This is a genomic window from Neobacillus massiliamazoniensis, from assembly GCF_001048695.1.
Classification (GTDB): domain Bacteria; phylum Bacillota; class Bacilli; order Bacillales; family Cytobacillaceae; genus Neobacillus; species Neobacillus massiliamazoniensis.
This window is the reverse complement of the sequence record NZ_CVRB01000003.1, coordinates 263793-289652: the sequence shown is the minus strand read 5'-3', so window position 1 is coordinate 289652 and position 25860 is coordinate 263793. Positions and strand designations below refer to the sequence as shown.

The following is a 25860-nucleotide window of genomic DNA, read 5'->3' as shown; positions in this document are numbered from 1 at the left end:
TGTAATGCTTCACAATCTTATTCCGATACAAAACAAGGGTAGTATTCCACCTTTAGTTCCAAAAAAGAATAAGGCTTGACGGGGTACCTTCCTTTTCAAAAGCAAATCTTCCCCCTCAAGATATATTTCGTTGAGCATTAAAGCAAGTTGAATAAAATTATTCAGCCATCATTGCTTCCAGAACAACATCTTATGATTCTTTTAACATGAAATAGGCTTTTAAACCCGTAACAGCCACCTAATTGGAATCATATTTTGTTGAAGAGAGCACACTTAGTATCTCTTTTTTACAAAGAACTGACAAAATTTCTTCGGTCAAATCTCTTGTTAGATGTCAGTTTAACCTAATTATTAAATAAACAGGGGAGGTAAAAATGCACAATTTTCAAAATGAACTCCAAATTTTAGGAATGGAAAATTTCCAAGTTGGTCAGTTAATTCCTATGGGTACTCAGAGTCAGGATCCGCGCATAATGGGGGCTATGCGTTGCGGTGGCATGATGTGTGGCGGTATGCGTTGTGGCGGCATGATGTGCGGTGGTATGCGTTGTGGCGGCATGATGTGTGGTGGCATGATGTGCGGTGGTGGCATGATGTGCGGCGGTGGCATGATGTGCGGCGGTGGCATGATGTTTGGCGGCATGATGTGTTTCGGCTTTATTTAGTTGGTTTTTTTAGCTGTTTTGAAGGTAGGTAAATCTCGACAAAAATTTTTTTATAAAAAGAAGTGCCTCGCATGATCTGCTGTATGGGCACTTCTTTTTGCTATATCATATTGGGAAATATAGTACACAATTGTAAAGCCTAGGGCTTCCTTCTTTCACTCCCCGTTAGCATAATAAAAAAAGCTGCAACGATGGCAGTTGGATCTTTAACTCTTAGCACCCGTTAGTTCAACAAGTTATATATAGTATTATTTAGCCTCTTTACACGCCCAAGCATCAATTTCAACTTTAAACACCGGTGTAGCTAATGCAACTACATAAACCATTGTTGTGCATGGGAGGTGCTCACCGAGAAAATCACTTATAATTTTTCTTCTTTGATTAGCTTTAAAGTCACCAACTAAATAAAATACTAACTTGGTTAAATCATTAACTTCCATCTCTGCAGCTTCAAGGTTTCTCTTAATATTTTCTAAAGCTAATTTCATTTGTTCTAAAGGATTTTCTGGCACTGTGCCATCGACATCCATACCCAATTGTCCTGATAAAGTTAACCATCTATTAGTTCCTGTTATTTCAATTTGGTGCACATATGGAGCCACTGGTGGGTGAATACTGCCAGGGTTTCTTGAATTTTTCATAAATAACCAATCCTTTACCTATGTAATAAGAAATATATATTGTATTTTATCATTTCCCCCCCACCCTTGTTAAACTAAACTGCCCCGTTACTTTAATAAGAAAGAGCATTTTCCTTGTTCTAGTGTTGCACTTGGTAGTGTCAGTAAATGACTGGTTAAAGTAGTTTTTAACAAAACCAATTTATACTAGTTGCGGTTTTATAATCCTCTTCAAACACTCCGTATTTTACAATACCAATAATGTTTTATATTTTTTAGATTTTTTACACAATTTTAACATCATGAATAAAACAAATAATGGTATAATTTTTGAAAAGGCTTACAATCGTTGAAGTTTGAGGTGAATAGATAATGGATTTCTATGAAAAGTTACCTGTTGATTTTTTAATTCATTTTTATAATGAAATTATTAAAAATATTGAAAAAGATATTCTTACAAAAAATATGTATTATGAATTAGGCATAATTATTTCTGTTGCTAATCGGAGAGGAATTTCCTTAGACCATCCTTCTGATTTTAATGAAGTGATTAATCAGAAAGTCTTAAATGATTTATTACAATCGGGACAAGTTGGTACAGGGGGTTGTTCTCAGATTGCCTAAGCCTTATAATTTTATAATTTCAAAAAATGTACTTCTATTAATAAAAACTGACTTTAAATAATAAAAATAGGTGCTACCAGATAAGGTAACACCTTTTTTATGCCCAAATTTTTAGTTAAAGCACCCGTTTGTTTAAGTACAATTCTTCACAATTCTTGCCTTTACTCGAGTCCATTTAATTGTGATAAGTGATGTGTAAAATGATAGAACGGTACGGATACATGCCGTTGGTAACTAACGAAATCCTCCCATGTCGTGTTTTCTCTTGGATTGTAGTCGCTATCAGTTCTCTATTAATCGTATCTTTCTCTTTTGGTTGTTCCGTTTGACCTGGCTGCTCGCCCAAAAAGCCCATTTCTATAAAAATATGTTAATGACTAATATGCTTGTCCATTCTTTAACTTGTACAAAGAATACTATAACAATGTAACACCTAAAAAAATTATAATGAAATGAGGTGTTTTTAATGGGATGTAATGATAATCTTCAACCCAATCGAGCAAGTCAATCCGCCCCCCCCAGGTCCTTGTCCAGTAACACCAACACCACTGAGTTCATTTACGAGTGCAAATACCACAACAACAGCTGGACCAACTGTTACTAGGATTAAAGTTCCTGTTGTATTAGCAGAGCCAACAGTCCAAATTCCTATAGAGGCAACAATTGACCTTGAAATTCTAACAACTGAAATTAAAAGAGTGAAAAAAAATGTATTTCTGGATCAAGTGAAAATTGTTCCGGAAGCACCATTTACACGTGTTGTCGGCACTGACTTTTTTACCTTTTCAAGAGCTAAATTATTTATAGCAGGGCATATTCGCAAAAATATTGAATATACTGCGGCTGGGGGACCGATTACGCCATGTACTACATCGCTTAGAGATGCAGTTTTCGATATTCCATTTACTGGATTTACAGAACTTAGTACAACGGCTGGAACGCTTATTAATTTACCAATCCTCGGTATCAATGAAACTTCCGAGTCTAGTTTCCTTAGTGATACAAACAACTTAAATGCTCGCTTGGATAAATTCTTCTTCAACAATCTTGTCAAATTCAATGAACAGCCATTTGGTGAGTTAGTAGCCGCAAACTTCTTTGAACTTGATTTTTCACCAGTAGAACCGCCGGCTGAGGGAACTTTTATCACGTTGACGGAAAAAACCATTCTGGAACTTACTGTAAAAGTATTACAAACTCAGCAACTTGCCATTACAGCAACTTCAGTCGTTCCTGTGCTTACTGGTCTTACTCCTCCTATGTAATGGATGTTCTTCAGCATATTTAAGAAAAAGGGTTCTGTTTCTTGTAAACAGTGCCTTTCCTCCAATTCAATCCTTGTATAACACTCAAATAATCCTAAAAGATGCGCAGGATAAAGAAAAAATCATAAACGAATTAAATTTTTCTGAAGGAGGTAAAACGCTTCAACAAGTAGAAGAAATATTTTTTAAAAATGGGATTAAAATATTAGGTTCAATTCAAACAAAAGACAGTATTCCTTTTCAGTTAATCTGTTTTGATTATGAAACAAATCCAAACGGTGATTTTATTTATAGAGATGTTCGTTTTATTTAAAATGATATTCTTACGCACAAAAAGCTAGGAGATTAAATCTTAGCTTTTTTTAGTCTATAAAAATAGTCCTTCTTCCACTAACCTGCCACGTTAGCTCAACAAGAAAAAGGATCGCCGCAGCCATCCCAATCTTAAACTCTTGCACCCGATAGTTTAAGTGGAATCCTTCACAATCTCTTCTACACCTTAATATTACGCCAATCCCTAATAAGTGTTGTTCCAGAATCCAGTACAATACAAACAGACGCCTTCTTATTTAAGAAAAGCGCCCTATAATGGAACAACTGAGTTATTTCTATTAGCGGGGTATGTTCAATAAGAAAGGCAATCTCCCTTATTTAAGAATCGGCCCCTTTAGCGAAAAAATCGAGGTTATCTCATCGATTTTTATAGGCGAAAAATCATGCCGCATAGCAAATCCATCCCGCAAAAAGTCCAGTAGAATAAAACAGTGGTGCGGGGTTGCAGCTACTATATTGTATTAGTTAAGTGCTTTCTTTATCTTGTGACTTTTTCCCTTCATGATAGTCCTCCCATAGTGAGCCGATATATTTTTCTAATGCTTTAACAATGTCACCTCTTTGGTTCTCATTGATATTTGCAATGTCATTTGCAATATCATTTCTGACTCGTATGAGCACAAATAAAGGAGGTAAGTCAGTCTCACGGAAAGCCTTAATCATGGATTCTTCTTGTGGTGTAATATCCATAGTATATTTCTCTTCCTTTCCAGTTAGTTTATACACAATACTATTCACCCTTAGGTCATTAGGAACCGGGTACGGCATGTATCAAACGATGGGCTTCCGAGCATGGCAGCGATCCAGTCATTTTATTTGCTCACAAATTTTATAATTGTTTTTTCATTGGCATCTGGCGCTGTAACACGATCTACATCTTCCCCATTTTTAATAAAGTATAAGTGTGGATATACTCATGACCTTTTGTGCTTAGTTTCTAATCCTTCACACAACAAATCAACTCCTTATTTTTAAGAATACTTTCAATATTAATAATTCACTAAAGTAAAGGGAATACCCTTGTTAAATAAAACTGCCACTTTAGTTTAAGTGAAAATTCTCACAAATAGGTAACATTCACCTTAGTTTAATAGTTGCGAACTTATGTGCGATATGGTAAAACTTAGGTACGCCCCATAAGGGTTCAATTTATTTTTAAGGAGTGTTATCAATGAATAAAACAGAACTTGTGAGTCTAGTAGCCCAAACTTCCGAACTTACACAGAAAGATGCTGGCAAAGCTGTAGATGCGGTTTTTAATTCTATTTTAGAAGCATTAAAAAATGGAGATAAAGTTCAATTAATAGGTTTCGGTAACTTTGAGGTTCGTGAACGTGCTTCTCGTAAGGGACGTAACCCACAAACTGGAGAAGAAATTGAAATCCAAGGCGGAAAAGTACCTGCATTTAAGCCTGGAAAGCAATTAAAGGATGCTGTAGCTGGTAAATAACTTACTCTTACTACATAACAAAAAGTGATGGTTTAATCATCACTTTTTTTATTTTGATTTGCCAAATTCTAATGTTGATATGGTGCAAAAACTCTAATAAAGCAGCCAATAATATATTATAGTTTTCAACTAAAGCCATGTTTAGAAAACATTCCCCTTGTAAAAATATTAAGCAAATATGGGTGTTTGATGTGTTATAAACGTAAATATACCAATTAAGGCTAAAAGGATACCGATATAAAATGGAAACGGATTATCTTCTTTTTCCTTATCATATGTTCTATAAGTTATTATTCCAAAGATTATTGTTATAATCGGAATAAATACATAAGTGTATCCTTTCATAAAGGATAATCCACCCATAAAGAAAACAATCATCCCATAGGGATTTGTCCCCTTTTTACTATCAATGTATTCCTGTTCTTCTTGTGAAATATCTTCATCGTCCTTTTTGGTTTCCTTTTTTGATAGTCCAAACATCTATTTTCTTCTCTCCCTAATACGATATTGTTTTCTGGCAATTTTTTTCCTGATTATCAAAATTTTAACATATTGTATATTCTTTCTTAAACAAAACTGAATCGTTAGTACAATAAGTTCAACAAAAAGAAGCGTTATCCTTCTTGGATAAACGCTACCCATTAGTTTAAGCGAAAATATTCACAATCTTTTTTTATCTTAATAAAATCTAATCCCTTGATGTGTAGGGGCATATCAAAAAGACGACTTCTTACTAAAGAAAAGGGCCCTTAATGGACTAACTAAGATATGTCTCAGTCCTAAAATTGTTCTTCCACTAATGCCCCTTTAGTTGAAGAAGCGCAGTAAAAAAAGCGATCAAAAACGTGTGGTTTGGGAAGATAATTGATGGTTCGTATTCCCATACAATAGACCGCAAACCATGATGTTAATGATTCTCCTAATTCGAATGCTCTTCTATTAAAATAAACATTATAAATGTTACATAAAAGCTCACTGAGAAAGAAGCTTCTTGGAGACAATAAATCCCGATCCACCATTCACACCATGCCCTGGCCAGGTTGCTGCCCCAAGCATAAACAGGTTCGAAATTACTGTTTGGTGGCTTGGCTGTCCTGGAAGAGGCCTGAACAAATAACTTTGACCGAGGTCGTGTGCCCCGCCGTATGGATCTCCAGGCCCGGCATTTGGATTGAACTGGGCAATCGTATTTGGAGTCACGACATGTTTACCGATAACTGCACTCGGTATATTAGGAATATGTTTACTTACCACATTTAGGATTCTCTCAGTAAACTTCTCCGTTAAATCCTTCGTCCATGTTCCATCTCCGACATTAATTTTTCCAGCAGCATCACCACGCGGGCGGCAGGGCACTTCAAGTACCTGAATCCGCATGATTGCCTTACCCGCTGGAGCACGCGTCGGATCCAAGTTTGTAGGACAGTCAACAGTAAATGTCGGTTTCTCTGGCAAAAGATCAGCCGTCCCTTGAGCGATGGCCAGCGTAAAACCATCCAACCCATCTGTCAAATGCGGCTGGCCAACTTTGTTAAAGCGCTCATCGGCCCATTTTGGCGGCTCGCTTAAAGCAAGGTTTATTTGCACACAACCTCTTCCATAACGATATTTATTCGCCTGAGTCCGAATTACAGGACTAGTCTCTGTATCTTTAAGTAGAGATAAATAGAGTTGATCTGGCGTGGTGGAAGCGACCACAGAGTGGGCTGCATGGTATTTCTCACCATCATTCGTACGGACGCCAATTGCACGGCCGTCCTTTACCAAAATCTCGTTAACAAGTGTGTTTGTTCGTATAATGCCTCCATGATCTTTTACAAATTGTGCAAGAGATTTCGCAAGCATTTCACTTCCGCCCTCAGGTATCGGCATCCCTCCGCCCATTAATGCCATAACGGTAAGTGGAACCCAGATTCCACTTCCGACTTCATCAGGCGTCCGGCCCAGATGGGTGACCCAGGAAGCAATCATCGCTTTTAAAACTGGAGATTTAAAGGAGCGAACAGTGTTTCGTGCAGTAGAGAATAGAGAAGCCGCGAATGGTGAAAAACCATTGCCAGCTTCGTTATGCATAAGGCGGTTTATTTTTTCCAAAGAGCCAGGAAGGGAGAGGTCGACATTAAATAATGAAAAAACATCATTTGCGTAAGGCTGGAATCCCTCAAACATTTTGGCAAGTTCAGCACCATCCCCAGGAGCAAGCCTCTCCGCTTCAGACACGAAATCCTCAAAGGCACGAGGGAGTACAGCAGTCCTGCCGTCTTCCATCGATACACCAGTCGGCAAATCGGTATTTAGATATCGTAGACCCCGAGCCTCCAGCGATGGGCCAAGATCAGCGTAAGCAGGGCCGGTTAATAATAGAGGATGGGCAGCTGAAAATACATCATGCTTGAATCCTGGTAAAGTTAATTCTTCGGTACGGAGAAACCCGCCTGGCCGGTCGTTCTTTTCCAGAACTAACACACTTCGACCGGCTCTAGACAAATAGGCTGCCGTGATTAAGGCATTATGTCCGCTTCCAATAATAATCGTGTCAAAGGTCCTCATTGGGAAATCACTCCTAAAAAAATAGAATAGTATGACTTATTGTCCACCAATAAAATACGCACTCAAACAATCATTTAGTACTAAATGGAGAAAAAAATACCAGGTATAAATTAATGGTTCTGCTAGTAAAAAATATGTATGGCACAGGCAAGGGGCTTAATAGTCTGTAATAGATTTTCCATCTTATCAAGAGGTGGTCTCCCACCTCTTTTTATTTTGCAAAAGGATGCTTAGATGAAACAGAAGTATCTTTTGCATATCCCCCATGAAGCTAATGGGATACTTTTTAAGTCAATGTATGTTACTTAACCATATACCAATTTTGCTTTAACAAAACCCTAGCAAAATAAACCTTCACTCCAAGATTAGTCATATATAATATGTTCTCTAGTTTTATTAAATTAAAGTGCCCTTTAGTGGAACAAAAAAAGGGCTGTCTCAACAACCCAATCTTCGACTATTGCACCCGTTAGTGTAAGTGAAACAAATCACAATATATTAATGCATCATTTTCTATTTCCACTTAAACATCTCTTTAAAATCATTGTAGCAATCAGGACATACCCAATAATACTCATCATTTGTCGTGTAAGCTTCTCTAATTATATCTGGGTGGTTTTCATCCACAATCTTTTGCCAACAAAACTCACAGTGTTCGTGGTCTGTTTTTGTGGGAATAAATTTCTTTAGGGTAAGAGTTTTACCGAACAGATATTTTTCTTGATTAGTAAGTCTCCAATCATTTTTATCCACCAGAATACACTCTCTTCCTATACATATTAGTCCCTATCCCAATAAAAATTAATTAAAATTAGCCGAATGTAGAGCACGTATTGCATCAACAGCGTGACTGCCCCAATGTATTTCAAACCCAAATTTCCATTCCCAAATAGCCTCTATATGCTCGTATTTCTCGTATAAAAGCATACCTTTTTTAACATCTTTATAAATATCTAATATGTCATCAGATAAACTTGCCCCCACAGGCTCCTCTAAGTCATAAGGGTTAAAGACCTCCCAATAATAATCGTATTAATTAAAATTAATTTGGGGTACAGATATATCAACGTCAGCTACTTCATCGTTTTCTAATTCAACTTTGGGAAGATACAATGCTTTGGAATACAAATCTACGAGTGAAACCAGGAGAGCCTTTAAATTATTGTGTACCTGATTGGAATCAAAATTTTCTATTATGTTGCAATAATGCACTGCCGAACGGAAAAAATCCTCAACCACTTTATTTTTCATTTTATCTCCTAAAATTAAAGTGTTTTCAATTTAAATTCTACACTTTCATTCCAAATCCCTCTTAAGCTAAACTGAACCTTTAGTTGAATAACAAAAAAGCCACCAATTATGGCAGCTGGATCTTTAAGCAACGCATTCGTTAGTGTAAGTACATTTCTTCACAATCTTACTTTCAAAATATAAAAAGATCTACCTAAGTAGAGTAGCCCTAAAAAAGTAATTAAAGTTCCTCACTTATGAATAGTGGGGTTTTTGTCTCCTGAATAGACACCGAAGGTGTCTATTTTTATATTAAATGGTTTTATATGTTTAGTGAGAATTTTGTCCATAATATATTATTATGGGTTTCTTTTAACGACGACAGTATATTGTTATTTTATTGCCTTTTTATCACCACAATTAAGTGTTTATTGCTACTTTTAATACGACATCAATTATTCATTACCTAAAAATCAACTGTCAAAAAACACCAGCGACTCAACCGTACTGATGTTTTTTTGACATTTTATTAAAGTAATTTTCCTAAATAATACGGCATTTGGCATCGCCACCAAACCCAATCATGCGAAACATCTTCGCCCCACTCATCAAACCATGCTGGAATTCGTTTTTCTTCAAAGGCTTCTTTTAATGTAAAGTATGAAGGCAGCCCATCCTGTTCCCAATCACCCAGCCCGGTACAAATAATGATATCTGCTGAACGATATCGATCAATAAACCAGCCATTATTTTGATTCCATATGTAATCACTCGGTGAATTTTCGTATACAAGCGGATCATTTCCGTAATCCCCAAAAAAGAAACGCACATCGTAAACACCGCTAAGTGCAACGGTTGTTTGGAAGACATCCGGATGTCTCAAGAAAAAGTTCAACGCATGATATGCCCCCATACTACACCCCGTTGTCATCATTGGATCAAACCAACCTGTTTTATGTTTAATAAATGGAATAGCTTCTGAAATCACATAACGGTCATATGCGTCATGAGCTAATGCACGGTCATGCGCCGGTTTTGAGTCGTGCTGCCAACTTTCGCTATCTATACTAGCCAATGTAAAAAACTGAACTTTTCCGGATTCAATAAAGTCATGACACACATCAATCATTCCAAAATCATAGTATTCAAAATGCGTCCCTCCAGATGAAGGAAAAACTACGATTGGCATGCCACTGTGTCCATATCTGTTCAACAGCATTTCACGTCCTAATTCGCCACTCCAATGGTTTAACTGTTCTATATGCATAGAAAAATCTCCTATCCCTATACGTTTGCAATGCTGCTATTTTTTCGTTCATGTACAAAACGGATAATGTCATCGACTTCTTCATGCGAATCTGCATTAATCGCATAAAATTGATTTCCTTGGAGTTCCGCAAACGCATCTGGCATGCGCTGTTCAAACTTTACACGGTCGCCAAACCGTTCATAAATAGCATTCGTATCATGTTTATACTCATACGCATCACGCTGTGTTACACCGACACAAAACTGGTTTTCGGCATCGGACTCCTTAAATTCTCCTCCTGTCACAAGAGAAGCATACTGAGCAAATAAATCAATGGAGTACGCGAAATTGTACATATCAATCGTGTAGCCGCCAGCCAAGCGGTTATTATATTCAAGTGCAACATAATCCCCAGTTTCTATTTTAAAAAACTCAATATGGAAAAAGCGTTCTTTCATGCCAAAAGCTTTCACAATCGCCTTTCCATAAGTTTCGAGCTTTGGATCAATTTCTTTTTGAATCACATAAGCTAAATCCAACTGACCCTTAACGAGTTCCAGAGTTGGCACATTATATGTAAAGCTTGTTTGGAAAACAATGTTCCCTTTCTGATCCACTAAACCATCAAATGTACAAAGCACGCCTCCTTCGACATATGGTTCTAAGAAGTACACTTGTGCTTCTCCCCATTCTTCTTCAAAATGACGTACAGCCTCTTCTGAACTTAATTTAAAGGTTGCAGCTGATCCAACTCCATTATCCGGTTTAGCGATAACTGGCAATCCTAATTCATCAATGGCTTTAGATAACTCCTTTTTAGTTTTAACGATTCTTCCATCTACAACAGGCACATCTGCTTTTTTAAACAGCTTCTTCATTTCAGATTTATACTTAACTTTTTTCAAGTCATTCGTTTTATTGCCGTACACGTTAAATTGCTCACGCAACTGCGCATCAAGTTCTAACCAGTATTCGTTATTGGATTCAATGCGGTCAATTGGACCATGTTTATAAAATAAAAATGCAACAGCACGTTTCACTTCATCTACATTTTCTAAATTATTCACACGATAATATTCTGTTAAAGCGTTTTGTAATTCGGAACCTAATTGGTCATATGGCTCTTCGCCAATTCCTAAAACATTGACACCTGCGTCTTTTAAACGATGAGCAAATGACTGAAAATTACCTGGATAATATGGTGATATCAAAATATAATTCATAAAAAAGCTCCTTTCTCAGAATCAAAAAATTCATTATTTTTACAACCAAGGTAAAATTATTTCAATTTAGAATCAATCTAAACTTCCAAAAATATTCAAAAAAAGTGATAGATTCCTCCCATGATCTAATGCAGTCAAATATAATTATTCAGTTCATTCAAGACCACTTCTCACTTAAGAAACGTAAACATTCTGGCAGGTGTTTTGCCCAAGCTTTTTCATCATGTTCTTCATCCGCAAAAATATTTAAACGAATGCTATCAATTGGAACAGAGCCTTTTATCAGTTGTTTATAATACTTAAGGGAGCAATCGATATATGCCTGCTTCATATTTCCATACATCAATTGTCGATCGGCATCATCGCCTTCCTGAGTCCCAACTTGAATGTACACGCGTTGTTCAGGATCCAACTCTTCTCTAGCAATATAACTGTCAAAGGCTTTACTTGTAATCCAATTGGCTAAAGAAAAAATGCCTAAACCACCAATTTGATCTTTATATTCAATACCCATAAAAGACGAAATATTTCCTCCAAGTGAACTGCCAATCATCGCTGTATGATATTTATCCGATTTAGTTCGGTAATGCTTATCGATAAACGGCTTCACGACTGTCATGATAAACTCAGCAAACTCCTCGCCTCTTCCACCTAGTTCAATATCTTCAGGAAGTGGGCTTTCAGTAATTTTCCAAGCCGTATATTCATTAATTCGATCTTGTTCAGCGTTATCTATCCCAACAACAATCATCTTCGGTAAATCGGGGCTTAGTTTAATTGCCGAAATAACTTTCCATGAATACCCGCTATAAGCTTCACTACTGAAGAAAACATTTTGTCCATCATGCATATAGACAACTGGATAATTTTTAGCCTCATCTTTATCATAATTTTTCGGCAATAAAACACGCACGCGACGTTTTTCATTTTTATAAGACATATGTAATTGATGTGTTTCTAGTTTTAAATAAAAATAGGATTGATTCATTTTACCTTCCTCACTCCTTTGATATTACATTAAATATACTGAATAGACCTAATATTCACAATAAAAAACTTAAGAAAAACCGGGCAAACTGCCCGGTCCTTTTTTGTTTAGAGAAAATCCGGTAGTTTGTGCTCATATCCGTGAACACTTTCATAATGCAAAGGATACATTTGCCCTCCACATTGCTCACATGAAAATGTAGACGGTACAGTCGGGTCCCCATTATCCGTTAAATCAAAATTTCTATCCACATCAAGAGTTTCACATACAACTTTAAAACCCATCTACCTTTCATGAGTAGATTAGCTGGGTTTCTTCATTACTTCCGATTTACTGTTTTTCTAAATAGCGATAAATTGTAGTGCGAAACACGCCACACTTTTCCGCAACATCATTAATCGGTGTACCACTTTCGATTAAAGTTTCATCATTTCAATTTCTATTGATCCGTACTTCTCCGGTCGCCTACCAAGATGCCCAAACGCTCTTGCAGTTACCCTTCCTGCAACAGAGCGTTCCTCGATCAGATTTCTTTCAAATTCTGCAAATGCTGCGAATAAGTGAAATATTAAAGTCTGATAACCCCTTATACGATTTTTAAAATATGTTATACAAAAACAAAAACAAAAGTACCCAACCGATTATGGCTTCTTAAAGTTGTTTTGGGCGGAATCTTCGTTCGAGAGAAAATCGTATCAAACTGTGGGAGCACAATAACAAAAGCCGCCATTATTGGCGGCTTGATCTTCAACTCTTTCACCCGTTCGTAATATAAGGTTTGCCAGATTTTTCGAGTTGACCATTTTTTATATGGTCTTATTTTTCTTGGGTCCATTGTCGACTCCAACTCTTGCACACTTTATAGATCACAGCGGTTGCAACGCCCCTGCCTCCGGTAATAATAGAAAATCGTAGCTACTCCCAGCGCTATCCCCCAAATCAGAAACAGCAAGAGCGGGGTTGAAGCTCCCCAGTTTTGCAAATTTCTAATTGAGAACCCGAGGACGACTTCAATGCCGGTAATGGTCAACATGATAGAGACCAGCCCAGCAGGAACGATGGCCAGAGCAGGAGGGACGCGCTTTCCGGCCCATAACGGAATCCAACGAGGGAAGACCTCACCCCACGACTTAATAAGCCCACGTGTCAGGATGGTGCCGCCGATCGATACCAAGGCAAGACCCGCTCCGGCCCAATTGGCCCCTGTATCCTGAAGGCTTTGAAATAATTCCTTTGTAATCCCCAGAGGGATTCCCAGCAGCCATGCGATGCGGGTGATATCGTAATAAGCGGGGGCAAGGATGGCAACATAGGTAATCCATCTTGCCCAACGAGCCGCGGAGTCGGAAGCCATCCAATGGCTCGAATCGATTTTGCGACCACAATATTGGCAAGCGTCTCTGGATAGGCGTTGGAAGGACAAAGCCGTGGCTGCCCACAGCAAACCGCCGGCAATGCAAATAAATTGGTTTACCACTGGCCATGTGATGTGATCGAAATAATGGACCGGCAACGTCCAGAAAAGCGACACAATCAAATAAATGGGAGCGTAAGCCACTACAATAAGCGCCCGGGCATCAGGGATTGCTAAGCAGAGAATCGTCGCAGCGCTCCAAGTATAAAAGAGGAGCATCGTACGGATAAAACCGCGCGCTTTGAAATTGCACTTGAAAAGTACTATCACGCCAAGAAAGCAGAACATAGAAATAACCGGCCCAGCTTCCGTGGCTGTGACATTTTTAAAAAACGAATTTTGCGTAATTGGGTCGTTCACCAATCCTAATGGAAAGCCAGAGCCTCCAAGCGACCAGTACAACCCCAACGCACCATAGATGAGTGTCCAAACGATGGCTGCGTACCGGACCCATTCCGGCCAACGCCTCCACCAGCTAAGCGAAGAAGGTTTCCATTCAATTTCCTTGGTATTTGGTACATTACATGAAATTCCATCGCTTGCTACAATGTGCGACTTCTGCTTCAGCATCCCTCGTTTTAGCGGACCGGTACGCTTTCTCGTTCTGATCCCGTAAGACAAAGCGGCCAAACAGATCGTAACTCCCCATGTGAAGAATCCTCCGTATACCGGGAGCAGCACCCAAGGAGAAAATGTCGAGGTGTTGGAAAAACTTATGTCGCCGACGATAAGCTTATAAAATGTTACGAGGCTAATGTAAATGAATGACAAGCCGCCCACCCCCGCTGGGACGAGCAAAAACCAGCGCGGGATCTTCTGTCCCCAATTTTGAACCAAAGCAAGCGCAAGCAGAGATGCGATTAAAGCCAATATGGCGGTAATGTCGATTCCGTGAGAGTATAGAAAGCTGATGATTTGACCAGAGTCGCCCTTCATAGCGGCATGAAGCTCCTCAATGCCTTTCCCCGAAGCCAGAACGGCGAACCCTATCGCCCAAAGGCTTTTTAAAATCGCATAGGGAACTAATGCGACAGACGCTGCATATCCCCATCTTTTAGACAACCACCATGCATGTTTCTCAATCATTGCAAGTCTCCTTCCTAATAAACGGTGTTGTTACCGTTATTATAAGGAGCGCAAGTAAACAGCAGGTAAACGGAAAACAAACTTCATCCTAACTTTTCATCAATGGCAGCCTTATGGACAGAGAGGTTCCTTCATTCGGCTGGCTGACGACGATCAAATCTCCGCCATGGGCTTTAATGAGTTGCTTGGCAATGGACAGTCCCAAACCCCCACGTTCGAAAGGTGGTATGGCTGCATCGCTTTTAACGAGCGTCTCGCTGAATCCGATTCCGTTATCGTCGATCCGTATCTCCGCCGTCCTGTCATTGGAACATGAAATATGAACCGCAATCTCTGTGCCTTCCGGATTATGAACGACCGCATTGACGAGCAAATTGCGAACAGCCCGTGTCAGTAGCTTCGGATCGAAGGATAACGGAATTGGGTCTGACTTCGCATCCATCATAAAAAGATAGCCGTTTGCCCAAGGCGCACTACTAACATCCGCCACCGTTCTGCGTACCAGCTCAACGATATTTGCTTCCTCGGGTTTTAGCGGGATTTGCCCTTGAATCGTTTCATTGAGATCCTGCACCAGTTCTTGCAGATGAACCGCTTTCTGTTGAATGATGGCTAGAAACTCCTTTTGTTCCGCTTCACTCCACCGATACTCTGTATTCATCAGCATGGTGGAATAACCGGATATGTAGGTTAACGGCGTTTTTAAATCGTGTGATATGCCTCGAATCCATTCTTGTTTCGCTTGTTCCGACTCCCGCAGTTCCTTCTCGTTTGTTTGCAGCGTGTTCGCAAGCATTCGTAAATGCTGGAACAATTCCTTGTAGACCGCATACGGAATTTTCAACGTTCCTTTCTTATGGGAGTGTATCTTATCCCATCGTATGGGAAAATCATATTGACCGTTCGCCAAGCGTCTGATCCATACGATGATGAAATAAACCGGCTTCCCCAAATACCAGCCGATCAGGAGAAAAGTCAGTATAAAAAGTATGGAGCACAAGGTTATGACAAAGATCCTAAAGCCGCTTGAACTGTTCCCGGTCAAGATCGTCTGCGGCCAAAATAACCACGCCACTCCTATGACAATCGCTTGAATGCATGCAAACATGAAAACGAAAACTACCAACAGCTGCAAAGCTACACGGAGCATAAAATTCATTGTCCTAACCTCCCGAGGGCGGAACAAACTTATATCCGATCCCTCTCAACGTAACGATTAGCTTGGGTTCGGACGGATCGGCCTCCAGCTTCTTTCGAAGTCTGGAGATGTGGACCACGACAGTTTTCTCGTCCCCTAGCACCATAGTGCCCCACACTTGTTCGTATAATTGTTGTGCGGTGAATACCCGGTTCGGATGTTTGCAAAAATAGAGCAGCAATTCGAGCTCTTTGGCAGGACAAGGTGTGTCCACATTGCCTACGATCAGTTGGCCAGTGGCACGGTTAACTGTAAACGTATCGTACCGATACATCTCCTCAGCGCTTAAAACATCAGACGTATATAGAGAGCTCCGCCTCAAATGAGCCTGAATCCGTGCGATAACTTCCATCGGGTTGAACGGTTTCGTTACATAATCGTCTCCGCCCAGGTACAGACCCTGCAGCTTATCCAAATCGCTAGAGCGGGCGGTAAGGAACAGGATAGGACTGTTTACGATTTTACGCAGCTCCACACATAAGGAAAACCCATCCATATCCGGAAGCATGACATCCAAAACGATCATATCAAAGCGCGCCGTCTGCATAGCCATGAGCGCTTCAGCAGCGGAGCCGGCTTTTGTAATATTGGTATATCCTTCTTTTCGAAGAAGATTCTCAAGCATGATCAGAATGCCTTCTTCATCATCGACCACTAAGATTGCTTCATTTCGCACGATGCCGACCTCCTTTTGCAATTAGCTTTGTATATTCTTCAGCAGTGGCGCGGCACGCTACCCCACTCTCGTTGCTCGTTAGCTTAGACTTTCAGATTGATTCAAATTCGTATGCAGGTTGTTTTCCCAGATGCGTTTTCGTAAATTGACCTTGGGTATAATCGGAAATTACCTGTTCCCAAAACAATTGCGAAATAATACCGCTTTCAATTTGCGCAACAATCCATTTTCTGAACATGTCAAAAACTTGTTGAGCAGCTAATCGACCAATTCCTTGTTTCTGATCCTTTTTTATGATAAAGGACTCTGACACGAGCCATTTAATTTTCCCTTTTTCAAGTCTCTCAAATTCTCTAACAAAGACAAAGCCTGCTAACTTTCCTGAAGTATATATAAAGAAAGGATGCCGTTCATGTGTAAGGGTCTAAAGATTGAAGTGAACAGAAATAGTGTCTTAAATCATGGGGTTTTATTTAGATTCAATAAATCACAATGATCCGTTACTTGAAGAAGAAAAAGCATTTCCTTTGTTCCAGTTTTGCACCCGTTCAACAAGAAAAGCTAAATGAACAGCCATTTTGCTTACTGTTTGGAACTCAAAAAACATGGTGGCGGTCATAATCGATGATTTGTATAATTTGACCGCAGTATTTCTGGCATCCTCTTCCCTTTTTCTCTTCATAATCATCTCTAACTCTTTTTTGGTATCAGGATGTAACACGATCTTTTCGGAAAGATCTAACGTCGCAGGTTTGACCTTCCTTCCCCATTTCCTTGAAAACGAACGCCAGTCACAGACCATTTCGATGAGATATTTTCTCGGCATGGGCAAAGCCTGCTTATTATTTGGATCAACCACCCAGTATTCCCAATGGTGTTTGTTTTTTCGCTGGTGGTGAAGCCACGCATATTTCCATTTCAGTTCATTGTCAGCCGTCTTTTCTCCGCGGTAAAAGAATTTCTTCGCATACGAGAAAAATTCTTTTCGTTAAAATTTTGATAAATCGTGGGTAATCCCTTGGATATATAATCCTTCAATCCAGCATTCAACCAGGACATTCAGTTTATGATCCAGGATATATCGCAAATTCCTCCAGCAAGCCTTTAACATCCAAACACCACCTTATCCAAATAATTGTTAATAATATTCTACTTGGATAACTAACATTCCTGCCTATTTTACCGATGACGTGAATGGTGTATGAAAATCAAATAGAAGTGCATATACCTTAATAAAGGAGTATTACGAGAACAAATTAAATATAATGATTCTGATTTCCGTATTCATCTAATACCGGAACATCAAAAAAAGCGGTTTATTAGGGCTTCCACCGTTCATCATTTTCCTTTAAACCCGCACTAAAAAGTTTTATTTAATGAGTGACATGTGTACAAGCCATCTTCAACTCTCCGAATATGTTTATAAGAGAACAAATTATTTATTTTTGAAAACTGGAAAACGAATCTATGCTTTTGCCTCTTTTTTACAAGTATCTCGGTCATATCTCGCGTATAGAAGGGAAAAGGAAAGGGAAAAGATAACAAGAGTCGTACATATGAACTCTAGATTCAGTTTTCTGGGCCTTGAAAATACCATATAGAGGGGTGAATGCTATAAATTCCAGGGAAATAGATAAAGTTCTCATTCTATCTGGCACCTTTGGAGAGGGACATCAACAAGTTGCTAACGCGATCCACGAGGCAACACAATTGAGTCTGCCAGATGTAGAATCAGTCGTTTTTGATTTTATGGCGTTGGGATATTCTTATCTTTACCCCTTAAGCCAATATGTGTACATGAAAGGAATTAAAAAATTCCCTCGTTTATATGGTTATTTTTTCCAAAAAACACGTAAGGTTAACTCTTTTTCAATAAAGTTGAATGCCGTTCTTTCACCCGGAATGGGACGAACCCTGAAATTGATACAGGAAGTCCAGCCTTCAGTTGTTGTAAGTACGTTTCCGTTTGCAGCTGGGGTCATGTCAAAACTAAAACAATATGGATTAATCAATATTCCTACCGTGACCATCATCACTGATTATACTGATCATAGTTATTGGATTCACCCCCTTACCGATCAATATATCGTTGGTTCGAATATGGTTCGCCAAGCTTTAAATCACCAAGGAATTGATGATTCTAAAATTTCTGATACAGGAATACCCATTAGACCCAAATTTTTTCAAGCACATGATAAGATAGAATTAATAAATAAATTTGGGCTAGATCCTGACTTGCCTACGATCTTAGTAATGGGCGGAGGATATGGTATCATACGCGATGGATTAACGACCTTTCGAGCGTTAAATGCTTTACCACAATCCATACAACTTATTATTGTATGTGGACACAATGAGAAATTACGCCATCAGGTAACAGAGGAATTTAAACACTCGAAGCATCGCATCTATTTGACCGGATATATTGACTATATTCATGAACTTATGGCCATCTCAGATATCATGATCACAAAACCAGGAGGAATAACGACTTCAGAAGCGATGGCGATGGAATTACCCATGTTGCTTTATAACCCCCTTCCTGGTCAAGAACAGGATAATGCTCAGTTTTTAGTGCATGCGGGCGTGGCCATGTTGGCTGAAAATCTTACTGATTTAAAAACAAAGCTCTTACATTTATTATTTGATCCTAAGCTCCTAAAAAAAATGAAAGAAAACACTAGACTTTTTTCTAAAAAAAGATCCACATTTGATGCTCTCGATGTCATTGTTCAAATGAAACGTCAAGTATCTATCCCAAACTTCTCTGTTACAGGGTAATTTGAAGTAGAGGAATTAGAACAAATGAAGAGAGGAATACCAAATGAAATTAGATCAACCAGTATTGACACCGGAAATTAGCTGGAAAAAGAAAATAATGATCTTTTTATGGATCCAATGGGAACATTTATTTTATAGGTTATTTACTATTCAGCCCATTGATAAGAATCAGCCATTCTTGAACGTAAGAGTACGCACTTATTGGGGTAAACCGATACAATTGTTGGATGGAGAGATCATTAAAAGAGGAGATCGTGTGCTTGAACTTCATCTTAATAATGAAATGCTTTTTAGAATGGGGACAAATTCCCGTTCCTCTATTCATTTAGCCATCCAAATGATTCGAACAACCGAACAATTATTGCCGAAAACGCTTGGTTTCATTCTTAATCATCCGAAATATGAAGAGATTAAAGGCTTATACGGGATTTCTATGATCCATCGAGGGACCAAGCAATTCGGTTTTACCGTAACTGACTTGCCTAGAGGGCTATTCTTTTTCTTAACCAATATCTATTTGCGCCTTTTATTGCTCGTTGTTCATCCTCAAGGAAAACAAAGGTTACAAACAAAAGGAGAGCTCCTCAGTCCCAAAATCATTGCCATTTCGACGAAGGAATTCATGCGAAGATATCCCATTGAAACCGAGTTAACGGTTTTGTGAAAAAATACCAATTTAGAAACATGAAAAAACTGCAAAGGTTTCTTTAAGATACGCTTTGCAGTTTTTTTTTATGAAATTAACGTCAAAAGCCAATCCTTAAGATCTAAAATACGCATATGCTTTGGGGTTGTATCGGTTCCACAAATGATCATAGACGCTAAAGAATCTTGTTTGTGTAATCCCCCATGACTTGCTCCACCTACATGTGTAGGGGAACCCTCACCTTTGAATTCGTATCCAGGTTTTGCACTTACAATGATGTATTCCCCTTCATGGGAATAAAATGATGAATATAATCTTGCTAAGGCATCTGGGTATTCTCCATATTCGATACTATTTTCAGTAATAGTTAGATTTAATATCTCATTATTTCCTTTTATTGACCACGATTGGTTATACTCGTCGAAAAACTCCCCTTCAGGATGAAATTGAAGATTCCCACTATGTATTCCAGATGTTACAGTTACTGTATTTCCTTTTTTTAACGCAACCACATCAATTCGATCATCTTTCTGTAAGATCTTAGCGATTTCTTCTAAAGGAATCTTTTGAGAATCGAGAGTGTATATAAACGACATTCTCTCGTTTACACCAAGAACAATTTCGTCTTCCACCGAAACCCCTTTTCTCAATTTTACGATTCGATACGAACCCAAACTCTTTCTAAGGTCAATTAAAGCATGATTTCGATTTTGATCGATCCACGCCTGACCATTATCGCCAAGAATAATCCATATGATATTGGATAAAGCTTCTTCCCAGGATGGAAACTGATTTAAAATTTCTTGCAGCTGTTGATCTACTTTTGCAATTCCCTTAATATCATTTCTTCCATTTACATGTGTGCTATGGTCTAAATCAGGAAAATAAACAATCGTAAAAGGGGGTAGATTATTTCGGTTTATAAGGTATTTTAGTTCATTTGCTGAAAATTTATCGTTGAATCCATACTTTTGCCAAAAGTATGAGTTCTTTTTTAATGGATTAATCTTGTGCATGGCTCCATAAGTGAATAAGTTCGGCGAAAACGACATCATCTCTCTATTTAAGCCCGTAAACACTGATAAGAGAAAGGGTATTTTCAATTTGGTTTGGATATCCCCCCTATATAAAAGGGTATTTATGGATGCGCTTTGAATTCCCCTTTCATGTAAAATTTCATGAATGGTTGGGTGCTTTTTGCTTAAATGCTCATGATTTAAATTATAAAATATGTCTTCCATGGATTTCTTTAGACCCAGTTTAATCAGTTCAAAAACATGACCTCCATAATTTACAATTCTCTCTTCATTTTTGTTATACCAAACTAAGCCTGGAACTTTGTGTTTATCACTGTATACACCTGTTAATAAAGTACTATCAACATTTACTGACATGGTTGGAAATGGACTAACAAGATTTGAAAAGTATTTTCCATTTTCAATAAAAAATTGTAAGGCAGGAGCTTTTTCACTTTTAATAGCTTCTTGTAAAGACGAATCCATTAATGTATCAATCATAAGCAGAATGACTTTCTTTTTTTGAATTTGGTCTGATGTCATTCATTCCGCTCCTCTCTTCAAATAGACTTTTGTATTATTATGGAATATTTTTTTAAAATTATGTTAGAAGGAAATATCATATTAACAGAATGAAAATGTTGCTTTTAGCGGTAAATGGTCGGAGGCTTTTGGGTTATTTGTGATAATATCTACGTTAATAACACGAAAATGAGGACTGACAAACAGGTAGTCCAACCTGGACCTTGGTCGAAGCGATGGATAAGTGAATCCAGCCCCTTTGCCGGCAATATTCCATGCATCTTGGAATTCATGCGTTATTTTTCTCCAATCTCTTGATTCTGGTTTCATATTCCAATCACCCATAATAATGGTGGGATCAGACGAATTAATGAACTGGTTGATCATAAAATTAGTTTGCTTTCGATGCAGAATGGGATTCAGACTTAAATGGGTCACATTGATTTTCAAACATTTTTCGTTTATCTGTAGTGTGGCTTCGAGTATTGACCTTCCTTCGACAATTCCTGGTAGGATATTAAGTAGATGACTTTTTGCGTTGACGATTGGATAACGGGACAAAAGTGCATTTCCATACTGCCTTGCAGGAGCTGTTTTTTTAAACCTTAGAGACAATGAAGGGCTGAAAGCATGCTGCATGTTTAATTGTTTTGCCAGCCAACCAATCTGGTCTTGATTATCACTTCTTTTTGAAAAATATTTATCCACTTCGTTCAAACCAATGATATCAGCACCGCTTCCTGCGATAATCTCGGCAATTCGATTAAGATCTAATTGTTTATCTCTTCCCCTGCCATGGTGGATATTAAATGTCATAACACTAATTTCCAGAATATTTTCACCTCAATACTTAATTTTTCAATAAAAAAATTAGGCTGTGTTAAACTTGCCTGTTGATTTGCGCTCAAGAAGCGAGCATCCGCGGGCGTTCCGGGGAGCCTCCTCGGCGCTTGAGCGCCTGCGGGGTCTGCCCTGCCCCGTACTCCCGCAGGACATTGAATTACTTCCTGGAATCCGCCCACGCACGAAGGAAATGCGATAGCATTTTCGAGGAGTCTCGCGCCTTCCGCTCCAATCAACATAGTTTCAAAAATCAACAATGACCTTTTACACAACCAAAAATTAAAGTCCTTGCGATTCTCATTAAATAACAGAGACCAATATCTTAGCGTATCCTTTCCACAGTATACCCATATAGAACGTATTTACCCTTGGAAAAGGAATGGATTTATTGTATTAAAAAAGGCACTCTTTCGAATATTAACGTTAGGAAATCTTCCTAAAAATCGGTACAGGCAATGGAGATAATAAGATGAAACCATATTTTCAATATCATTCAAAACTTGAATTATTTCGTCCTTTTTCAGTCGATCATCTCATCACTATGGCTATTATAATCATTCTCTGTATTCTCCTGTTTGTGTTTAGAAACAATCTTCAGGAGAAGAGGAATCGAAATCTTTTTCGTTTCACTCTGGCAATTATCATATTGGTGGATAATATTTTATACCATCTTTGGCTTGTAAGTGAGCATGCTTGGACAGCAAGAAAGGCATTACCGCTTCAGCTTAGTGATCTTGCTGCTCTTCTTGCCGTTGTGATGCTGCTAACAGAAAGCTACAGAATTTTTCAATTCATGTATTTTGCGGGGTTAGGCAGTGCCATCCAAGTGATCTTGACACCTGATCTTTACAAGTTTTCCTTTCCTCACTTTCTATATTTCCAGTCTTTTATTTCACATGGAGGAGTGGTGCTGGCTTGTTTGTTTATGGTGGTGGCCTATAACTACTGGCCGACCATTCCTTCTATGTGGGTGACCATTCTTCTTGTAAACATATATGGCGTTTTTGTCTTTTTCCTTAATAAGGTATTGGGTTCGAACTACCTCTACATTATGAAAAAGGCAGGTATGACTATTTTAAATTATTTCGGGCCCTGGCCGTGGTATCTTCTCACGATAGAGCTAGCGATGATTTTGAGTTTTTATATTCTATACAGTCCATTTTGGTTGATAAAAAGAAAAAGACTAACATAGAGTGTTCACAAATAAACAATCATGTGTTCAGTCTTTTTAATGAATTTATTTAATAGAAACAACATAGATTTTTTTCTCTGTAGTAATCTATGTAGTAATCTATGGTATTGCTTTGTTCATGCTAATTTCATGCATGATTTAGTCTAAAATGATCGAGAGTTCACCTTGAACAAACGATAACTCATACGCTTTTTCTCTTGTATTTCATAACATTCGAGGCTGTTGACAATCTCTTGATCAACAGCCTCGTGCCCAATTTATTTATAGTTTTTCGTTCACTTGTTTTGCCATTTTTTTTTGCGCTCTTAAAGCTTTATTTTCAAGTTCATTTTCTCCCCCAAATTCAACATCCACTTTTGGAAGAGGTTTATTTTTATTATTAAATTCCTTATTACTTGGTTTCGTCATTTTTCCACCCCACTTTTCATTCGATTTCATCCTAAGTGATGCTAATAATTAATACCGTTTTGCATCCACTTTATTAGTTTGCATTCTCCTTTCATTTATTATGAATATGTGATCTAGTCTTTATAAAAAGCTATGTTAAAGTTTATCGTTTAGCCTTTTTGTCATCTATATGTTTGATAGTTTGCTTGCTATCCATGCCTAAAAGCCTGCAAATAACTTCATTCGTGATATTCGGTACAATTTCAGTTGAATAGTGCTTTTCCATCCGCTCGTACCTATTATGTGCATCATAGCCATATGGTCCAATATTGATAGTAGGCACGTTAATCTCTCGAATTGCTTGATAATTTACGTAATGTTTTGTACCCCAGCTGGGATTGTTTTCACTCACTGCTCGAATACCTTCCTCGTCATCGCTTAACGCTACACAACTCATATCACAAACATATGGAAAGTAGTTCCTTGTTACAATCGGATAGGGGTAATATGGTTGAACAACTTCAATTGCGTGATCAAGAGCATCTAACAAGTTTTGTTCACGTTCAGTTTTACCAGTCAACTCTATACGAGGTGAATAGAGCGATGAATAGAACAAGATAATAGCTGGACTTTTATCTTTCATCCAGTTCCATTCTTCTTCAACGACCCTCGCTGCAAACATTCGCGTATCCAGTGTTTTGTCTAATAGAAGTTTTGCTTTAAATTTATTCATATGCTGGATAAATTGCTCTCCATACTGTTCGACAAGTAGTTTCTGCATATCTTCGTAGATTAGTACTCTAGTTTTCCATGGTAAATCGCTATAAGACATCCCACTTCTTTCACAATATTTTCGATGTCTCTCTTTCAAGTTCTTTAACGCATTATTAAATGCGATTTCTGCTTGATCTTTAAGCTTTATCAGTACATCTTGGGGCGACCATGAATGAATAAAGAAATTAAAATAAACGTAGGAGGATAAAGCTGTTTGTATTGTATAGGTTGGCTTTAAATCCGTTAGTTTTAGAGAAACTGGTGGGACGGGGGTTTCTCCTAGTGATTCATCACACAAATCAGGATTGTAGCTAATTTGTCTTGTCAACTCCGCTGCTATATAGTTCGGATCCACCCCTTCAAAGCACGAGCCTGCATGCGTTTCCGATCCTGTAATGAAGAAGGAAGGAAGCAACTTCCCAACTGTCCCTTTATATATATAACGTTTTTCATCACCTTCAAATCGTGGTGCTACAAAATCGGAGTTTATAAGGGCTTGATAATCAAATTGATGCTCCTCTTTCCATCTCTTTAAATCCTTAAGCGCGGACAAAACACCATGAGAACTATCTTCTTCGTCACACTCAGCTAATAATACAAGATTGCCGACTAATTCTTCAGGGTGCTCGGAATAGTATTTTAGTAGATAAAGATGACTTGCTACCCCGCTTTTCATATCTAAAACACCACGACCAAAATACCACTCACCTGAATCTAAGTGCTCATGTACAAGATCTGGCAAATTTTCACATGAAAGCGCATTCATTAGTTCTTTTGGAAAACATGCCTTGTCTTTTAAATGGCTATAATCCTCAATTCCTACTGTGTCAATGTGCCCCATTAAGATTACAGTTTTATTACTCTTCACCTTTGTGCCTTTCACAAATGCAAGTACATTATAACGTTCAATTTCATCATCCTCTGTTCTTGACTTAACAAGATGAGAATGGTTTTTTTGAAAATAAGGTAAGGAGTCTAGAAGATGATATAAACTGTTTGCAATATCAATTTCACCAACAGTATTGACAACACTTTCAATATTAACTAATTTATCAGTCAATTTTAATACTTCTTCGCGACTAGAAAGCATTTGTATACACGCTCCTTCTTGCATTCTATTACTTATTT

The 25860-nt window shown here is 38.3% G+C and carries 28 protein-coding genes and 3 pseudogenes; 8 read left to right on the top strand and 23 right to left on the bottom strand.

Translation table 11 applies throughout. The features are described from left to right. Positions 1 to 374 precede the first annotated feature (374 nt). On the top strand, positions 375 to 665 hold the full coding sequence (locus tag BN1082_RS14165) for a heterocycloanthracin/sonorensin family bacteriocin (RefSeq protein ID WP_090635252.1): 291 nt from the start codon (positions 375 to 377) through the stop codon (positions 663 to 665). Between the two features lie 248 nt (positions 666 to 913). Here BN1082_RS14165 and BN1082_RS14160 read toward each other — a convergent pair whose 3' ends face one another. Beyond that, positions 914 to 1306, bottom strand: a complete 393-nt coding sequence (locus BN1082_RS14160) for a RidA family protein (protein WP_090635251.1) — start codon at positions 1304 to 1306, stop codon at positions 914 to 916. Between the two features lie 351 nt (positions 1307 to 1657). Here BN1082_RS14160 and BN1082_RS14155 point away from each other — a divergent pair, with 351 nt between their 5' ends. Continuing rightward, positions 1658 to 1909 carry a hypothetical protein gene (locus BN1082_RS14155; RefSeq protein ID WP_090635250.1) on the top strand — a complete coding sequence of 84 codons (252 nt, stop codon included), beginning with the start codon at positions 1658 to 1660 and terminating at the stop codon, positions 1907 to 1909. Between the two features lie 175 nt (positions 1910 to 2084). Here the strand turns inward: BN1082_RS14155 and BN1082_RS27565 are convergent, their stop codons facing one another. After that, on the bottom strand, positions 2085 to 2264 hold the full coding sequence (locus BN1082_RS27565; protein ID WP_176699801.1) for a hypothetical protein: 180 nt from the start codon (positions 2262 to 2264) through the stop codon (positions 2085 to 2087). A gap of 121 nt (positions 2265 to 2385) precedes the next feature. Between BN1082_RS27565 and BN1082_RS14150 the strand changes: the two genes are divergently transcribed. Together BN1082_RS14150 and BN1082_RS27560 are read left to right on the top strand one after the other, a co-directional pair. Beyond that, positions 2386 to 3174 carry a CsxC family protein gene (locus BN1082_RS14150; protein WP_090635249.1) on the top strand — a complete coding sequence of 263 codons (789 nt, stop codon included), beginning with the start codon at positions 2386 to 2388 and terminating at the stop codon, positions 3172 to 3174. A gap of 73 nt (positions 3175 to 3247) precedes the next feature. Further along, on the top strand, positions 3248 to 3487 hold the full coding sequence (locus tag BN1082_RS27560) for a hypothetical protein (protein WP_090635248.1): 240 nt from the start codon (positions 3248 to 3250) through the stop codon (positions 3485 to 3487). A 485-nt stretch (positions 3488 to 3972) separates the two neighbouring features. On the opposite strand, the gene BN1082_RS14140 is transcribed toward BN1082_RS27560, so the two are convergent. Further along, a complete protein-coding gene (locus BN1082_RS14140; protein ID WP_245640436.1) occupies positions 3973 to 4233 on the bottom strand; it encodes a hypothetical protein in 261 nt (86 codons plus the stop codon). 445 nt (positions 4234 to 4678) lie between these two features. Here BN1082_RS14140 and BN1082_RS14135 point away from each other — a divergent pair, with 445 nt between their 5' ends. Next, the gene (locus BN1082_RS14135) at positions 4679 to 4957 is read left to right on the top strand and encodes an HU family DNA-binding protein (RefSeq protein WP_090635247.1); all 279 of its coding nucleotides are present in this window, start codon (positions 4679 to 4681) and stop codon (positions 4955 to 4957) included. Positions 4958 to 4967: 10 nt separating this feature from the next. On the opposite strand, the gene BN1082_RS28560 is transcribed toward BN1082_RS14135, so the two are convergent. The 16 genes and pseudogenes from BN1082_RS28560 to BN1082_RS28215 form a co-directional block, all read right to left on the bottom strand. Next, entirely contained in the window at positions 4968 to 5096 is a 129-nt protein-coding gene (locus BN1082_RS28560; protein WP_281177014.1) for a hypothetical protein, read from the bottom strand. Between the two features lie 29 nt (positions 5097 to 5125). Beyond that, positions 5126 to 5437, bottom strand: coding sequence for a hypothetical protein (locus tag BN1082_RS14130; protein ID WP_090635246.1), 312 nt, complete (start codon positions 5435 to 5437; stop codon positions 5126 to 5128). A gap of 492 nt (positions 5438 to 5929) precedes the next feature. Further along, the gene (locus BN1082_RS14125; protein WP_090635245.1) at positions 5930 to 7507 is read right to left on the bottom strand and encodes a phytoene desaturase family protein; all 1578 of its coding nucleotides are present in this window, start codon (positions 7505 to 7507) and stop codon (positions 5930 to 5932) included. A gap of 513 nt (positions 7508 to 8020) precedes the next feature. Continuing rightward, positions 8021 to 8260, bottom strand: a complete 240-nt coding sequence (locus tag BN1082_RS14120; protein WP_090635244.1) for a hypothetical protein — start codon at positions 8258 to 8260, stop codon at positions 8021 to 8023. A gap of 48 nt (positions 8261 to 8308) precedes the next feature. Beyond that, a pseudogene (locus BN1082_RS14115) lies at positions 8309 to 8527 on the bottom strand (DUF5063 domain-containing protein); the annotation flags it as partial. Between the two features lie 12 nt (positions 8528 to 8539). Beyond that, entirely contained in the window at positions 8540 to 8758 is a 219-nt protein-coding gene (locus BN1082_RS14110) for a hypothetical protein (RefSeq protein ID WP_090635242.1), read from the bottom strand. Positions 8759 to 9266: 508 nt separating this feature from the next. After that, positions 9267 to 10004 (bottom strand): esterase family protein, encoded by a 738-nt coding sequence (locus tag BN1082_RS14105; protein ID WP_090635241.1) that lies wholly within the window; start codon positions 10002 to 10004, stop codon positions 9267 to 9269. Between the two features lie 17 nt (positions 10005 to 10021). Then, positions 10022 to 11209 (bottom strand): ATP-grasp domain-containing protein, encoded by a 1188-nt coding sequence (locus BN1082_RS14100; protein WP_090635240.1) that lies wholly within the window; start codon positions 11207 to 11209, stop codon positions 10022 to 10024. Between the two features lie 157 nt (positions 11210 to 11366). Then, a complete protein-coding gene (locus BN1082_RS14095; RefSeq protein WP_090635239.1) occupies positions 11367 to 12197 on the bottom strand; it encodes an alpha/beta hydrolase in 831 nt (276 codons plus the stop codon). 330 nt (positions 12198 to 12527) lie between these two features. Then, positions 12528 to 12769 (bottom strand): annotated as a pseudogene (locus tag BN1082_RS14090) (helix-turn-helix domain-containing protein); the annotation flags it as partial. A gap of 35 nt (positions 12770 to 12804) precedes the next feature. Further along, complete coding sequence (locus BN1082_RS14085) at positions 12805 to 13032, bottom strand: hypothetical protein (protein WP_090635238.1); 228 nt, start codon at positions 13030 to 13032, stop codon at positions 12805 to 12807. Positions 13033 to 13056: 24 nt separating this feature from the next. Then, a complete protein-coding gene (locus tag BN1082_RS14080) occupies positions 13057 to 14697 on the bottom strand; it encodes a hypothetical protein (protein WP_090635237.1) in 1641 nt (546 codons plus the stop codon). Positions 14698 to 14785: 88 nt separating this feature from the next. After that, entirely contained in the window at positions 14786 to 15856 is a 1071-nt protein-coding gene (locus BN1082_RS14075; protein WP_090635236.1) for a sensor histidine kinase, read from the bottom strand. A gap of 4 nt (positions 15857 to 15860) precedes the next feature. Next, complete coding sequence (locus BN1082_RS14070; protein WP_090635235.1) at positions 15861 to 16571, bottom strand: response regulator transcription factor; 711 nt, start codon at positions 16569 to 16571, stop codon at positions 15861 to 15863. A 91-nt stretch (positions 16572 to 16662) separates the two neighbouring features. Beyond that, on the bottom strand, positions 16663 to 16884 hold the full coding sequence (locus tag BN1082_RS14065; RefSeq protein WP_090635234.1) for a hypothetical protein: 222 nt from the start codon (positions 16882 to 16884) through the stop codon (positions 16663 to 16665). A 174-nt stretch (positions 16885 to 17058) separates the two neighbouring features. Continuing rightward, positions 17059 to 17544 (bottom strand): annotated as a pseudogene (locus BN1082_RS28215) (DUF5662 family protein); the annotation flags it as partial. A 632-nt stretch (positions 17545 to 18176) separates the two neighbouring features. Here BN1082_RS28215 and BN1082_RS14055 point away from each other — a divergent pair. Together BN1082_RS14055 and BN1082_RS14050 are read left to right on the top strand one after the other, a co-directional pair. Then, positions 18177 to 19352: an MGDG synthase family glycosyltransferase gene (locus BN1082_RS14055; protein WP_245640435.1), complete on the top strand. Its 1176-nt coding sequence runs from the start codon at positions 18177 to 18179 to the stop codon at positions 19350 to 19352. A 43-nt stretch (positions 19353 to 19395) separates the two neighbouring features. After that, positions 19396 to 20016, top strand: coding sequence for a YkoP family protein (locus BN1082_RS14050; RefSeq protein WP_090635233.1), 621 nt, complete (start codon positions 19396 to 19398; stop codon positions 20014 to 20016). A gap of 68 nt (positions 20017 to 20084) precedes the next feature. On the opposite strand, the gene BN1082_RS14045 is transcribed toward BN1082_RS14050, so the two are convergent. Together BN1082_RS14045 and BN1082_RS14040 are read right to left on the bottom strand one after the other, a co-directional pair. Further along, on the bottom strand, positions 20085 to 21557 hold the full coding sequence (locus BN1082_RS14045) for an alkaline phosphatase family protein (protein WP_090635232.1): 1473 nt from the start codon (positions 21555 to 21557) through the stop codon (positions 20085 to 20087). Between the two features lie 81 nt (positions 21558 to 21638). Then, positions 21639 to 22352, bottom strand: coding sequence for an endonuclease/exonuclease/phosphatase family protein (locus tag BN1082_RS14040; RefSeq protein ID WP_090635231.1), 714 nt, complete (start codon positions 22350 to 22352; stop codon positions 21639 to 21641). A 496-nt stretch (positions 22353 to 22848) separates the two neighbouring features. Between BN1082_RS14040 and BN1082_RS14030 the strand changes: the two genes are divergently transcribed. After that, positions 22849 to 23571, top strand: a complete 723-nt coding sequence (locus tag BN1082_RS14030; RefSeq protein ID WP_090635229.1) for a YwaF family protein — start codon at positions 22849 to 22851, stop codon at positions 23569 to 23571. 261 nt (positions 23572 to 23832) lie between these two features. On the opposite strand, the gene BN1082_RS27555 is transcribed toward BN1082_RS14030, so the two are convergent. Continuing rightward, complete coding sequence (locus tag BN1082_RS27555) at positions 23833 to 24009, bottom strand: hypothetical protein (RefSeq protein WP_176699764.1); 177 nt, start codon at positions 24007 to 24009, stop codon at positions 23833 to 23835. Between the two features lie 112 nt (positions 24010 to 24121). Continuing rightward, positions 24122 to 25822, bottom strand: a complete 1701-nt coding sequence (locus tag BN1082_RS14025; protein ID WP_090635228.1) for a M20/M25/M40 family metallo-hydrolase — start codon at positions 25820 to 25822, stop codon at positions 24122 to 24124. Between the last annotated feature and the right edge of the window lie 38 nt (positions 25823 to 25860).